The 14,035-nt window shown below is 75.6% G+C and carries 8 protein-coding genes; 6 read left to right on the top strand and 2 right to left on the bottom strand.

Annotated elements, in window-relative coordinates:
- The first annotated feature begins 69 nt into the window (after nt 1–69).
- From QRT04_RS15970 to QRT04_RS15960, 3 genes are read left to right on the top strand one after another with little or no spacing between them, the layout of a single operon-like run.
- Nucleotides 70–1,128 carry a hypothetical protein gene (locus QRT04_RS15970; RefSeq protein WP_289456604.1) on the top strand — a complete coding sequence of 353 codons (1,059 nt, stop codon included), beginning with the start codon at nt 70–72 and terminating at the stop codon, nt 1,126–1,128.
- Nucleotides 1,125–3,002: a DNA polymerase Y family protein gene (locus QRT04_RS15965; RefSeq protein ID WP_289456603.1), complete on the top strand. Its 1,878-nt coding sequence runs from the start codon at nt 1,125–1,127 to the stop codon at nt 3,000–3,002. Before QRT04_RS15970 ends, QRT04_RS15965 begins: the two co-directional genes overlap by 4 nt.
- The gene (locus QRT04_RS15960) at nt 2,995–6,660 is read left to right on the top strand and encodes a PHP domain-containing protein (RefSeq protein WP_289456602.1); all 3,666 of its coding nucleotides are present in this window, start codon (nt 2,995–2,997) and stop codon (nt 6,658–6,660) included. Before QRT04_RS15965 ends, QRT04_RS15960 begins: the two co-directional genes overlap by 8 nt.
- 55 nt (nt 6,661–6,715) lie before the next feature.
- Here QRT04_RS15960 and sthA read toward each other — a convergent pair whose 3' ends face one another.
- Nucleotides 6,716–8,236, bottom strand: coding sequence for a Si-specific NAD(P)(+) transhydrogenase (gene sthA / locus QRT04_RS15955; protein WP_289456599.1), 1,521 nt, complete (start codon nt 8,234–8,236; stop codon nt 6,716–6,718).
- Nucleotides 8,237–8,329: 93 nt separating this feature from the next.
- Between sthA and QRT04_RS15950 the strand changes: the two genes are divergently transcribed.
- On the top strand, nt 8,330–9,856 hold the full coding sequence (locus tag QRT04_RS15950) for an ATP-dependent DNA ligase (RefSeq protein WP_289456598.1): 1,527 nt from the start codon (nt 8,330–8,332) through the stop codon (nt 9,854–9,856).
- Nucleotides 9,857–9,894: 38 nt separating this feature from the next.
- Nucleotides 9,895–10,176, top strand: a complete 282-nt coding sequence (locus tag QRT04_RS15945) for a hypothetical protein (RefSeq protein ID WP_289456597.1) — start codon at nt 9,895–9,897, stop codon at nt 10,174–10,176.
- A 71-nt stretch (nt 10,177–10,247) separates the two neighbouring features.
- Here the strand turns inward: QRT04_RS15945 and QRT04_RS15940 are convergent, their stop codons facing one another.
- Nucleotides 10,248–10,517, bottom strand: a complete 270-nt coding sequence (locus QRT04_RS15940; protein WP_289456596.1) for a DUF7218 family protein — start codon at nt 10,515–10,517, stop codon at nt 10,248–10,250.
- A gap of 194 nt (nt 10,518–10,711) precedes the next feature.
- On the opposite strand from QRT04_RS15940, the gene QRT04_RS15935 reads away from it, so the two are divergent.
- Entirely contained in the window at nt 10,712–13,975 is a 3,264-nt protein-coding gene (locus tag QRT04_RS15935; protein ID WP_289456594.1) for a hypothetical protein, read from the top strand.
- Nucleotides 13,976–14,035: the final 60 nt, after the last annotated feature.

The raw sequence follows: 14,035 nt of genomic DNA, 5'->3' as shown, positions 1-14,035 counted from the left end.
GTGCCAGCCGCTCGTGGCGGTCGGCGGAGGACACGCAGGTCACATGACGAGAGCAGCCGGGAGGGCGGGATGACGAGCGCGACGCTACCCGGCGCTCCGGCGGCGATGTCGCCGGACGAGCGCGCGGCCCTGGCGCGGGCGGTGCTCGCGCGCGCGGAGCACCGTACGGGGGCACGCAGCGTGCTCACCGCCGAACGGCCGGCGGGCGAGCCGTCGCGCGCAGCCGCGCCGGTGCGGGTTGCCGTGCCGGAGCCGACTGCGAAGCCGGTGCCGGCTGCCGTGCCGGGGCCAGCTCCCGCCACGATGCCACCGCCGCACGCCGCGCTCGCGCTCGTGCCCGCGGTCGACGAGGAGCGCACCACCGCGGTGCCGCGCACGTCGCTGCTGACGAGCGAGCGGCCGCCGCTGCCGGTTCCGCCGCCGCTCGCGGGGCTCCTGCCCGACGGGCTGCGCCGCGGCGCCACCACGGTCGTGGCGGGCTCGACCTCGCTGCTGCTCGAGCTGCTCGCGCAGGCGTGCGCCGGTGGGGCGTGGGCGGCGGCCGTCGGGATGCCCGCGCTCGGCCTGCTGGCCGCCGCGCAGGCGGGGCTCGCGCTCGACCGGCTCGCGCTCGTGCCGCGGCCCGGGCTCGAGGCCGCGACCGTGGTCGCGGCGCTGGTGGACGGGATCGACGTCGTGGTCGTCGGCCCGGACGCGGCGCTCGTCGACGCGGACCGGCGCCGGCTGTCCGCCCGGGCCAGGGACCGCGGGGCGGTGCTGGTCGCCACGACGCCGTGGCCCGGCGCGAGCGTGGTGCTCGACGTCGAGGGTGGCAGGTGGACGGGCCTCGACGAGGGGGACGGGTGGCTGCGCGCGCACGAGGTGCGGGTGGTCCGCTCGGGCCGGGGGAGCGCCGGGCAGGTCGACGCCGTCGACCTCGTACTGCCGCTCGGGGCCGTGGTGCCGCAGGTCGTGCGCGACGAGGACGCCGGGGTCGCGGCGCCCACGGTCGAGGGACCTGCGGCGTCCGCCGCCGTGGACGCCGACGAGGCGCGCACGCTCCTCGCGCCCGAGGAGGACCTTGCGCCGACGACCGCGGAGCCCGCGGCCGCCGGTGGCCCGGCGCCGGACCTGAGGCTGGTCGGATGAGCATGCGCACCACCGTGCTCTGGGTGCCCGACTGGCCCGTGGTCGCCGCCGCCGCGTCGGCCGAGGTGGCGCCGCACCTGCCCGTGGCCGTCCACGACGGCCGGCGCGTCACCGCGGTCTCCGCGCTCGCACGCGACGAGGGGGTGCGGCGCGGCATGCGGCGCCGCGAGGCGCAGGGCGTCTGCCCCGAGCTCGAGCTGCTGCCTGCCGACGACGCGCGCGACGTGCGGCTGTTCGAGCCGGTCGCGGCGGCGGCCGAGACGGTGGTGGCGGGCATCGAGGTGGTGCGCGCCGGGCTGCTGCTGCTGCCCGCCGACGGGGCGAGCCGGTACCACGGCTCGGAGCGCGCGCTCGCGGAGCGTCTGGTCGACGCGGTCGCGCTGGCCACGGGGTACGAGTGCGGCGTCGGGACGGCCGACGGCCTCCTCGCGGCGGTGCTCGCGGCCCGGGCCGGCGTCGACGTGCCTGCGGGCACCTCCCCGGAGTTCCTCGCGGCGCGCGGCGTCGCCGACCTCGTGCACGCGGCCGTCACGGACGAGGCGGCGCTCGCGGTCGGCGAGCTCGTCGACCTGCTCCACCGCCTCGGCCTGCGCACGCTCGGGCAGCTCGCCGCGCTGCCGCCCGCCGACGTGTTCGCGCGGTTCGGCCGGCTCGGCGCCTGGGCGTCGACGCTCGCGCGCGGTCAGGACGAGCGGCCGCCTGCTCGTCGTCGGCCCGAGCAGGACCTCGAGGCCGCCGCCGAGCTCGACCCGCCGGCGGACCGCGTCGACACCGCGACGTTCGCCGGGCGCCGGCTCGCGGAGCAGCTGCACGCGCAGCTCGTCGAGGGCGGCTGGACGTGCGGGCGGCTGCGGATCGCGGCACGCACCGACGACGGCGACGAGCTCGCGCGCACGTGGCGCACGGACCTCGGGGGCTGGGGCGGTCTGTCGCCCGCACGGATCACGGACCGCATCCGGTGGCAGCTCGAGTCGTGGCTGTCCGCGTCGGCGGTCGAGGCCGCACGGGACCGCGCGCGCGACGTGCGCGCCGCCGGGGGAGCGCGCAGCGTCGCGCGGCGTCACGGGGCGGGCGGGTCCGGGGGCGACGACGCGTGGCTGCACCCGGACGCGCCCGAGTTCCCCGACGACGACGCGCACCCCACCACGCTCGTGCGCCTGTCGGTCACGGCGCTCGACGTCGCGCCCGCGGGTGCCGAGCAGGGCCGGCTGTGGGGCGGCCCGTCGGGCGGCGACCTGCGTGCGCACCGTGCGCTCGACCGCGTCCAGGCCGTGGTGGGCGGGTCCGGCGTGCTCGTCGCGACCATCCAGGGCGGCCGCGGCCCACGCGACCAGGTGCACGTGCGCCCGTGGGGCGACCAGAGCGAGGCGCCGCACCCCGTCGACCGGCCGTGGCCGGGTCGGCTGCCCGAGCCCGCGCCCGCGACCGTGCCTGTCGAGGCCGTGGCGGTCGAGGTGCGTGACGCCGCCGGCGCGCCCGTGCTGCTCGGTCCCCGGCTCGCGCTCAGCGCCCCACCGGCGTGGGTGCGCTGGGTGGAGCCCGAGGACGAGGAGGGCGACGGGGTCGGTCCCCGCGGCGGCCGGCGGGGCTGGTCCGGGGACGGGGCCGGCGCGCGCGGCGACGCCGGGCGGCGCGGCACCGGGCCGGGCGTTCCTGGCGGCCCGCGCGGTGCGGATGGCGTCCGCCGGGCGGTCGTCACGCGGCGCGTGCGCGCCTGGGCGGGGCCGTGGCCGATGGGCGGGCGGTGGTGGGCGGAGCCCGAGGGGCCGCGCGCGACGCTGCGCGCCTACGTGCAGGTCGCGTTCGACGACGGGGTCGCCGCGCTGCTCGCGCTCGGTGCGGCCGGCTGGACCTGCGAGGCGACCTATGACTGAGGCGCGCTACGCCGAGCTGCACGCCCACTCGGCGTTCAGCTTCCTCGACGGCGCGAGCCAGCCCGAGGAGCTCGCGGCCGAGGCGGCGCGGCTCGGCCTGAGCGCGCTCGCGCTGACCGACCACGACGGGTTGTACGGCGTGGTGCGGTTCAGCCAGGCGGCGAAGGCCGTCGGGCTCGCCACCGTGTTCGGCTCCGAGCTGCACCTGCCGGCCCCCGACGGGCGCCGGTTCGACGACGACCGCACCGTGCCGGGTCGCCCGGTGCTCGACCTGCCCACCGGCGTGCCGGACCCGCGCGCGTCGCACCTGCTCGTCCTCGCGCGTGGGCCGGACGGGTACCGCGCGCTGTCGCGCTCGATCGCCGAGGCGCACCTGCGCACCGGCGAGAAGGGCGCCGCCGACTACCGGCTCGAGGAGCTTGCGGAGGTCGGCCGCGACCGCTGGCTCGTGCTCACCGGGTGCCGCAAGGGCACGGTCCGGCGCGCGCTCGCGGGCGGTTCCCCGTCCGGCGGCGTCACGTCCGCGGGGTTCGCGGCCGCCGCGGCGGAGCTCGACCGGCTGGTCGCGCTGTTCGGGCGGGACAACGTCGCCGTCGAGCTCACCGCGGCGAACGACCCGCGTGACGGCGAGCGGTCCGACGCGCTCGCGCGCCTCGCCGCCGACGCCCGCCTGCCGCTCGTCGCCACGGGGAACGTCCACTACGCGACGCCGCGCGACGCCGACCTCGCCGCCGCGCTCGCGGCCGTGCGTGCCCGGTCGTCCCTCGACGACCTCGACGGCTGGCTGCCCGCGGGGCCGACCGCCCACCTGCGGGGCGCGGCCGAGATGCGCGCGCTGCACCGCCGGCACCCCGGCGCGGTGGACGCCGCCGCCGCACTGGCCGCGGAGTGCGCGTTCGACCTGCGGCTCGTCGCACCCGACCTGCCGCCGTACCCGGTGCCTCCCGGACACACCGAGGCGACGTGGCTGCGCGCGCTCGTCATGGACGGTGCCGCCGGGCTGTACGGGCCGCGGGAGGCGGAGCGCGTCCCCGGGGCGTACGCGCAGCTCGAGCACGAGCTGCGCATCATCGAGGACCTGCACTTCCCGGGGTACTTCCTCGTGGTCTACGACCTCGTGAAGTTCTGCCGCGACCACGGCATCCTCGCGCAGGGCCGCGGCTCGGCCGCCAACTCGGCGGTCTGCTACGCGCTCCGCGTCACCGCCGTGGACCCGGTCAAGCAGGGGCTCCTGTTCGAGCGGTTCCTCGCCCCCGAGCGCGACGGCCCGCCCGACATCGACGTCGACATCGAGTCTGCGCGCCGCGAGGAGGTCATCCAGTACGTCTACGCCAAGCACGGGCGCTCGCACGCGGCGCAGGTCGCGAACGTCATCTCCTACCGGCCGCGGTCGGCGGTCCGTGACGCGGCCAGGGCGCTCGGGTACGACGCCGGGCAGCAGGACGCCTGGGCGAAGTCGATCGAGCGGTGGGGGAGCCTGCGACCGGCGGTCGAGCCGCCGGCGCCCGAGAAGCCGTCGTCGACCCGTCGCGCGGACCGCCCGCACGTGGGGCACGTCGGCACCTGGCCGCCGGTCGAGACGCACCCGCCAGCGGTAGCCACCGCACGGCACGACCGGCGCACCGCGCGCGACGCGATGTGGGGCACGACGTGGGAGCCGACCGCCGATCCGGTCCGCTCGCCGCGCGGCACCGAGGTCCCGGGCCTCGCGACGAGCGACGGCCACGACGTGGTGCCGGCGCACGTGCCGCCCGCCGCGAGCGAGCTCGACGAGATCCCCGACCAGGTGGTCGACCTCGCCGACCGGTTCCTGCGGCTGCCGCGCCACCTCGGCATCCACTCGGGCGGCATGGTGATGTGCGACCGGCCCGTCATCGAGGTGTGCCCCGTGGAGTGGGCCCGGATGCCCGGCCGCACGGTGCTGCAGTGGGACAAGGAGGACTGCGCGGACGCGGGGCTCGTGAAGTTCGACCTGCTCGGGCTCGGCATGCTCACCGCGCTGCGCCTCGCGTTCGACGAGGTCCGGATCCACGAGGGCGTCGACCTCGACCTGCACGCGCTGCCCGACGAGGACCCGCGCGTGTACGACCTGCTCTCGGCCGCCGACACCGTCGGGGTGTTCCAGGTCGAGTCCCGCGCGCAGATGGGCACGCTGCCCCGCCTGCAGCCGCGCCGGTTCTACGACATCGTCATCGAGGTCGCGCTGATCCGGCCCGGGCCGATCCAGGGCGGCTCGGTGCACCCCTACATCGAGCGGGCGCACGGCCGGCAGCCCGTCACGTTCCTGCACCCCAAGCTCGAGAAGTCCTTGGGCCGCACCCTCGGCGTGCCGCTGTTCCAGGAGCAGCTCATGCAGATGGCGATCGACGTCGCCGACTTCACGCCCGCCGAGGCGGACCAGCTGCGCCGCGCGATGGGCTCGAAGCGCTCGCTCGAGCGGATGGAGGCGCTCAAGGGCCGGCTCATGGACGGGATGGCGCGCAACGGCATCAGCGCCGAGGTCGGCGAGCAGGTGTACGACAAGCTCAAGGCGTTCGCCGACTTCGGCTTCCCCGAGTCGCACGCGTACTCGTTCGCCTACCTGGTCTACGCGAGCGCGTGGCTGAAGGTGTACCACCCGGCCGCGTTCTACGCCGGCCTGCTCGCGGCGCAGCCGATGGGCTTCTACTCGCCGCAGAGCCTCGCCGCCGACGCGCGTCGCCACGGCCTCGAGCTGCTGCGCCCGGACATCAACGCCTCCGACGTGCAGGCGCGCGTCGAACGGCTCGGCCCGACCCCGCCCGTCGGCGAGCCGCTGCTGACGCCGAGCCCGAGCGGGACAGGGCCGGCGGTGCCGGTGGGGGTGCGGACCGGCGCCCGCGGGGGCGGCCGCGAGGGCGGACCGACCGACCGCGTCGCCGCGAACGGGCCCGTCGAGCGGCGTGAGCGGAACGCGGACACGCAGGCGGCCCGGTCGCTCGCGGTGCGGCTCGGCCTCGTCGCGGTCCGCTCGGTGGGCGAGGACCTCGCCCAGCGCCTGGTCGACGAGCGGAAGGCGCGCGGCCCGTTCGTCGACCTGCGCGACCTCGTGCGCCGCGTCCCGCTGACGACCACCCAGCTCGAAGCCCTCGCGACCGCCGGTGCGCTCGAGTCGCTGGGCGCCACCCGCCGTGAGGCGCTCTGGGCCGCCGGTGCGCTCGCGCAGGAGGGACCGGACACGCTCCCGGGCGTCAGCGTCGGCGTCGCGGCCCCCACGCTGCCCGGCCTGTCGGACGTCGAGGTCGCCACCGCCGACGTGTGGGCGACGGGCGTCTCGGTCGACTCCTACCCGACGCAGTTCGTCCGCCCCGGGCTCGAGGCAGCCGGCGTGATCTGCGTCGAGCACGCGTACCGCCACGAGGAGGGCCGGCGCGTCGCGGTCGCAGGCGTCATCACGCACCGCCAGCGACCCGGCACCGCCGGTGGGGTCACGTTCCTCTCGCTCGAGGACGAGACCGGTCTGCTCAACGTCGTGTGCTCCGCCGGGCTCTGGCAGCGGTTCCGGAAGACGGCCCGCACGTCGCGCGCGCTCGTGGTCCGCGGGCGTCTCGAGCGCGCCGACGGCGCGACGAATCTCATCGCCGAGCACCTGGCGCCGATGTCGCTGCGCGTCCGGTCGACGTCACGCGACTTCCAGTAGGCCAAAGGGGGACGCGCGCTTCATCGCCGAGCGCGCCTGACCGCCCGCGGCCGCCTCAACCCACGAAGCGCGCCACCTGGCGGATCTTGTTCGTCGCGTCGAGCGCCGCCACCTTGTACGCCTCGGACAGCGTCGGGTAGTTCAGCACGGTGTCGACCAGGTACTCGACCGTCCCGCCGCACGCCATGATCGCCTGCCCGATGTGCACCAGGTCCGTCGCGCCGGTCCCGAAGATGTGCACGCCCAGGAGCTCGAACGTCTCGGTGTGCACGAGCAGCTTGAGCATCCCGTAGGAGTCGCCGACGATCTGCCCGCGTGCGAGCTCGCGGTACCGCGAGATCCCCACCTCGTACGGCACGGCGTCGGCGGTCAGCTCCTCCTCGGTGCGGCCGCAGTAGCTGATCTCGGGAATGGTGTAGATGCCGATCGGCTGCACGGCGGAGAGCTCGCGCGCGGGCTCCCCGAACGCGTGCAGCGCAGCGAGCCGGCCCTGGTCCATGCTCGTTGCGGCGAGCGCGGGGAAGCCGATCACGTCGCCGACCGCGAAGACGTGCGGCTGGGACGTGCGGTACTCGGCGTCGACGACGATGCGCCCGCGCCGGTCGGCCTCGAGCCCGGCGTTCTCGAGCCCGAGCGTCTCCGTGTTGCCCTGCCGGCCCGCGGAGTACATGACGGTGTCGGCGGCGATCCGCTTCCCGGAGACCAGGCGCGTCACCGTGCCGCGGCCGTTCGTGTCCACGCCCGCGACCTCCTCGCCGAGCCGGAACGACACCGACAGGTCGCGCAGGTGGAACTTGAGGGACTCGACCACCTCGGGGTCGCACATCTCGAGGATGTTCGGCCGCTTGTCGATGATCGTCACGCGCGTGCCGAGGGCTGCGAACATCGACGCGTACTCGATGCCGATGATCCCGGCGCCGACGACCACCATCGTGGTCGGGATCCGCTCGAGCGCGAGCACGCCGTCCGAGTCGACGATCGAGCGGTCGTCGAACTGCACGGTGTCGGGCCGGTGCGGGCGGCTGCCGGTGGCGATCACCACGAACCGCGCGCTCACCTGGCTGCGGTGGACGCCGTCCTCGTCCACGACGGCCACCGTGTGCGGGTCCACGAACGCGCCCGTGCCGGGGAGGATGTCGACGTGGTTGCGGAGCAGCTGCGCACGGACCACCTCGATCTCGCGGCCGATGACGTGCTGCGTGCGCGCGAACAGGTCCTCGATCGTGATGTCGCTCTTCACGCGGTAGCTCGCGCCGTACATGTCGCGCTGCGCCATCCCGGTGAGGTACAGCACGGCCTCGCGCAGCGTCTTCGACGGGATGGTGCCCGTGTTCACCGAGACGCCGCCCATCATGTGGCGGCGCTCGACGACCGCGACGCGGTGGCCGAGCTTCGCGGCACCGATCGCCGCCTTCTGCCCGCCCGGGCCGGAGCCGATGACGACGAGGTCGTAGTCGTAGCGGGCGTCGTCGGCGGGCCCGGCCGTGGGGCGCTCGGCGGCAGACGTGCCGGGCGCGGAAGCGTCGGCGGGCTCGGCGGGCTCGACGGCGGCCTCGGGTGCGGGCTCGGTGGCCATGGTCGCAGTGTGACGTTCCGCGCCCCGGCGCGACACCCGAGGAGGACCCGGACCGCCGGGCGCGTGTCAGTGGCGCAGGGGAGGATGCCGGTCATGCTCCTGGCTGACGTCGCCGCCGCGTCCCGCGCCGTCGCAGCGACGCGCTCGCGCCTGGCCAAGCGCGCGCTGCTCGTCGAGGTCCTGCGCGCGGCGGAGCCCGCCGACGTCCCGGTCGTCGCGCGCTACCTCGGCGGAGAGCTGCGGCAGCGCCGCACCGGGCTGGGCTGGCGGTCCGTGTCGGCGCTGCCCGACCCCGCCGACGAGCCGACGCTGACCGTGCTCGGCGTCGACGCCGAGTTCGAGCGGATCGCGGCGCTGTCCGGACCGGGTTCGGCGACGGCCCGCGCCGCAGCGGCGTCTGCGCTGTTCGCGGCGGCGACGCCCGACGAGCAGCGGTTGCTGCGCGGACTCGTCACGGGCGAGCTCCGCCAGGGTGCGCTCGACGCGCTGCTGCTCGAGGCCGTGGCCGAGGCGGTCGGGGTGCCGGCCGACGCCGTGCGCCGCGCGGCGATGCTCGCGGGGGAGACCGAGGCCGTGGCGGTCGCGGCGTTGACGGCCGACGACCCGGCGGCGGCGCTCGCGGAGTTCCGGCTCACGGTCGGCCGACCCGTCCGGCCGATGCTCGCGCAGTCCGCGCCCGACGTCGACGCCGCGATGGCGACGCTCGGCGAAGGCCCCGTGGTGGTCGACGCGAAGCTCGACGGCATCCGCATCCAGGTGCACCGACGCGGCGACGCGATCAGCGTCTACACCCGCAGTCTCGACGACATCACGCCGCGTGTGCCCGAGATCGTCGAGCACGTGCGCGCGATGCCCGGCGGAGACCTCGTGCTCGACGGCGAGGCGCTGGTCGTCGGCGCCGACGGGCGCCCTGTGCCGTTTCAGGACACGGCCTCGCGCACCGCGTCGCACGACGCCGACGTCGCGGCCGCCGCGACGCTGACGCCGTTCTTCTTCGACTGCCTGCACTCCGACGGCGTCGACCTGCTCGACGAGCCGCTCACCACGCGCCTGGCCGCGCTCGACGCCGTCGCGGCGGGCTCGGTGGTCGACCGGGTCTCGACCGCGCACACCGCCGAGGCGCGCACCTACTTCGCGTCCGCCGTCGCCGCGGGGCAGGAGGGCGTCGTCATCAAGGCGGCGCGCGCTCCGTACGAGGCGGGTCGTCGTGGCGCGGGCTGGATCAAGGTCAAACCACGGCACACGCTCGACCTCGTGGTGCTCGCGGTCGAGTGGGGCTCGGGCCGCCGCCGCGGGCTGCTGTCGAACATCCACCTGGGCGCCCGCGACCCCGCGGGCGCGTTCGTCATGCTGGGCAAGACGTTCAAGGGCATGACGGACGCGATGCTCGCGTGGCAGACCGAGCGGTTCACCGAGCTGAGCACGGGCGACGACGGCTGGGTCGTCACGGTCCGGCCCGAGCAGGTGGTGGAGATCGCGTTCGACGGCGTGCAGCGGTCCCGCACGTACCCCGGTGGGGTCGCGCTGCGGTTCGCGCGCGTACTGCGCTACCGCGACGACAAGACCGCGGGCGAGGCCGACACGATCGACACGGTCCGCGCACTGGCTTCGCCGGCCTAGTTGGTCCACTCGCACGGCGGTCGCGAGACGATGTGCCCGTGGGGCGACGGGAACCGAAGCACGCTGCCGCGCAGATCCGGGACCTGCTGATGGAGTGGGATGCCATCGGTGTCTCGGACGAGCCGAACGCGGCGGACGAGTACGACTGCATGATCGGCCCTCTGACGGCCCATCTTCGGGCTGGCGCCGACAGCGCGTTCTTGCGGGACTGGATCGCGAGAGAGCGCGGCGACCACTTCGGGCTCCCTGCGGACCTCGGCGCCGACTCGGCCCTCGCGGAGGCGCTGGTCGCGTGGCGCGCGCGGACCGAACGCTCGTAGGCCTCGATCCTCGCGTGCAGCGGTCGTGGAGCCGCTCCCCGCTGACCCGCCGCGTGCCCCGGCGCGTCGCGTCAGTGGTTCCGCAGTGCGTCGACCAGCTGGGCCTTCGACATCGACGACCGCCCGCTGATCCCGAGCTCCGCCGCGCGGCGCCGCAGGTCGGTGACCTTCCAGTCGCTGTACGACCCCGACTTGCCGCCCTTGGCGCCGACGGCGCTCCGGCCGCGCTGAGCGGCGGCGTTGGCGATGCGCGCCGACTTCTCCTTGCTGTTGCCCTCGTCGCGGAGCTCCTCGTAGAGCTTCTTGTCCTTGACGCTGGGTCCGGGTGAACGTCCGGGCATGGGGTCCTCCTGGAGGGGTAGGGGACGCGGCCGTCGGGGCCGTCCCTCCATCGTGAGCAGGCCGCGTCGGGGACGCATCTCGGCGCGGGCGGTTGCGCAGGCGAACCGATCCGTCTGGAATGTCGGGATCCGGCGTCGCGTCGCGGGCCCGGGTACGGCCGGGGGTGGGAATGGGGTCTCGACGCCGCGGTGCGGTGGCCACCCTGGTGGTGGGAGTGCTGGTCGCGGTGCTCTCCGGTGTCGAGGCGGCGCCCGCCGCGGCGCAGGTCGACCCGAACGTCACCGGCCAGCTGTCGCTGTTCAAGCGGATCGAGAACCTCGACACCGGCTCGAGCGAGGGCCGTCGTGAGCTGTGGCAGATGCACGCCGTCAACACGGAGGACGCGACGTACACGTTCTCGGGCGACGGGCTGAACGGCTTCCAGACGCGCACGATCCCGGCGGGCTCGTACACGATCAGCGAGTCCGGCGGCGTCGCCGGCTACCAGTTCGTGAGCTGGGACTGCGGGGCGGCCGGGACGTTCACCTCGCCGACGCCCACCATCACGGTGCCCGCGAACGGCCAGCTCACGTGCACCGTGCGGAACGACGCGGTCAAGCCCCGGCTCACGCTCCGCAAGGTCGTCGAGGGCGGCCCGGCGAACCCGTCGTCGTGGAACCTGCAGGCACAGGGGCCGACGACGCTGCACGGCCCGACCGGCGTCTCCGGCACGGTGCCGATCGGCCAGTACACGCTGTCGGAGGCGAACGGGCCGTCGGGCTACGACGCCGGGCCGTGGGTCTGCGTGGGCGGCACGCAGACGTCGAGCACGACGGTCGCCCTGACGCTGGGCCAGGACGTCACGTGCACCATCACGAACACCCGTGCGGTCGCGTCGCCGCACCTGCTGACCCTGCGCAAGGTGGTCGACGGCGGCCCTGCGACGACCGCCGACTTCACGCTGTCCGCGAGCGGCGGCGGCTCGAGCGTGTCGGGCGTCTCGGGCAGCGACGCCGTCACGGGGGTCCCCGTGCCGTCGGGCACCTACACCCTCGCCGAGACCCCGGGCCCGGGCGTCGTCGGGTACACGGCGAGCGCGTGGACCTGCAGCGCCGGCACGGTCAGCGGCAGCACGCTCACGCTGTCCGACGCGGACGGCGACCCGACGTGCACGATCACGAACACGTTCGTGGGCGGCACCCTGACGCTGGTCAAGGAGGTCGCCGGCGGCTCGCTGCTGCCGATCGCGTGGACGCTCACGGCCTCGGGCCCGGCCACGTTCTCCGGACGGACCGGTCAACCGGCCGTGACGGGCGTCCCGGTGCCCGTGGGCTCGTACACGCTCAGCGAGCAGGGCCCGCAGAACTACACCGCGTCGCCGTGGAGCTGCACGTCGGGGGCGACCGGTCCGAGCACGGTGCAGGTGACCGCGGGCGCCGACATCACGTGCACGATCACCAACACGATCCAGGGCGGCAGCCTGACGCTGCTCAAGGTCGTCGACAACGCCGGCGGTGGCACGGCCCTGCCGACGGACTTCTCGCTGCGCGCGGTCGATGCAGTCAACGGGATCATCATCGCGGGGACGGCCGGGTCGGACGCCGTGACGGCGCAGGCGGTCGACGCCGGCACCACGTGGGCGCTGGGGGAGGTCCCGGTGCCGGGCTACACCGCCGGGGACTGGACGTGCACCGGCGCGACGGCGACGAACGACCAGGTGACGATCCCGCCGACCACCGACGTCGTCTGCACCGTGACGAACACGTGGCACGGCGGCTTCCTCACGCTGACCAAGCGGGTCGCGGGCTCGGCGACGCCACCGCAGAGCTGGACGCTCACCGCAACGGGTGACGTGACCGTGACGGGTCGGTCCGGGACGGCCGACGTCACGCGCGTGCCCGTGCCGGTCGGCGACTACGTCCTCTCCGAGTCGACGGTGGCCGGCTACGCGCCGAGCGCGTTCGACTGCGGGGGAGCGCCGCTCACCGGCGCGACGGTGACGGTCGGAGACGGCGCCGACGTGGTGTGCACCGTCGTCAACACCGCGACCCAGCCGCACCTGTCGCTGCTGAAGGTCGTCGACAACTCGGGTGGCGGGACGCTGCCGGTCTCCGCGTGGACGCTCGCCGCCGACGGTCCCGTCGACGTCGAGGGCGCGTCCGGGAGCGCCGCCGTGACGCTGGCTCCCGTCGACCCGGGCTCGTACGCGCTGAGCGAGACACCGGGCACGACCGCCGGGTACTCCGCGGGCCCGTGGGTGTGCCTGTCCGGCGGCGCCGAGCTCCCCGTCTCGGGCACCGGCGACCTGACGATCCCGGCGACGGCGCCGGACGGCACGGACTTCACCGCCGACGTCGTGTGCACGATCACGAACACCGCGGTCGCCCCGCGCCTCACGCTCGTGAAGGAGGTCGACAACCACGGCGGCGGCGTCGCGCAGCCCACGGCGTTCACCCTGCTGGCGATCGGCGACACCGACCTGGCCGCCGGCACCACCGGCACCCCGCAGGTCACGGACGTGCCGCTGCGCGCCGGCGAGTACGACCTGCTGGAGATCGGCCTGCCGCACTACACGCGCGTGGGCTGGACGTGCGTCGACGGGCTCGGCGCGACGCTTCCGCTGGCCGCCGACACGGTCGACCTCGAGCTCGGTGAAGACGTGACGTGCACCGTGCTCAACCGGTTCGCCGACGCACAGCTGACGCTCGTCAAGACCGTCGACGGTGGCCCTGCCTCGGCCGGTGACTGGACTCTCGTCGCGAGCTCGGGCGCCGAGAGCTTCGGCGGCGTCAGCGGCTCCGCGCAGGCGACGCGCGTGGTGACGCCGGCGACGTTCGCGCTCTCCGAGGTGCCCGGCAACGACGTCGCGCGGCTCGGCTACGAGCTCGTCGGGTGGGACTGCGGCTCCCACGCCGTGACGGGAGCCAGTGTCGTGCTCGCCGCCGGCGACGAAGTGACGTGCACCGCGACCAACCGGTGGATCGGCTCGAGCCTCACGCTGACCAAGGAGGTCGAGGGCGGCACCGCGGCGGCCACGGACTGGACGCTCACTGCGGACGGCCCGCAGCGCCTGTCGGGCGCGACGGGCGCGCCAGCGGTCACCGACGCCGTCGTCGTCCCGGGCGACTACACGTTGGCCGAGACGGGCCCCGCCGGGTACTCGTCCCTGGGGTGGACCTGCACCGGCGCGACGGTGAGCGGCGACGTCGTGACGATCGGTGAGAACGCCGACGTCGCGTGCACCGTGACGAACCGCGCCGACCCGGTTCCACCGCCCACGCCCACCCCGACGACGCCGCCGACGCCGACGCCCACCGACACCGGTGGCGGCGCGCCGCCACCGCAGGACGGTGTGCTCGGCGCCACCGGGACGGACGCGGCCTCCGCGGTGGGGGTCGCCGCGCTGGCGCTGGCTCTGGGCGTGGCCGCGGTGGCCTGGGCAGCGCGCGTGCGGCGGACGCGTCGCGACACCGACTGACGAGGAGCGCGCGGGTGGCTCCGACCGGCGTGGCGCCGCGCCGCGGGCGCACGGGCACCT

Source organism: Cellulomonas alba (assembly GCF_030362835.1).
GTDB lineage: Bacteria > Actinomycetota > Actinomycetes > Actinomycetales > Cellulomonadaceae > Cellulomonas > Cellulomonas alba.
The sequence above is the reverse complement of the archived record's forward strand: the minus strand, read 5'-3'. Positions and strand labels throughout refer to the sequence as shown.

Bases quoted from the DNA above. Each gene is read 5' to 3' on its own strand.
- QRT04_RS15970 (WP_289456604.1), top strand. From the start codon at position 70: ATGACGAGCGCGACGCTACCCGGCGCTCCGGCGGCGATGTCGCCGGAC.
- sthA (WP_289456599.1), bottom strand. From the start codon at position 8,236: ATGGCCACCGAGCCCGCACCCGAGGCCGCCGTCGAGCCCGCCGAGCCC.
- QRT04_RS15965 (WP_289456603.1), top strand. From the start codon at position 1,125: ATGAGCATGCGCACCACCGTGCTCTGGGTGCCCGACTGGCCCGTGGTC.
- QRT04_RS15950 (WP_289456598.1), top strand. From the start codon at position 8,330: ATGCTCCTGGCTGACGTCGCCGCCGCGTCCCGCGCCGTCGCAGCGACG.
- QRT04_RS15960 (WP_289456602.1), top strand. From the start codon at position 2,995: ATGACTGAGGCGCGCTACGCCGAGCTGCACGCCCACTCGGCGTTCAGC.
- QRT04_RS15940 (WP_289456596.1), bottom strand. From the start codon at position 10,517: ATGCCCGGACGTTCACCCGGACCCAGCGTCAAGGACAAGAAGCTCTAC.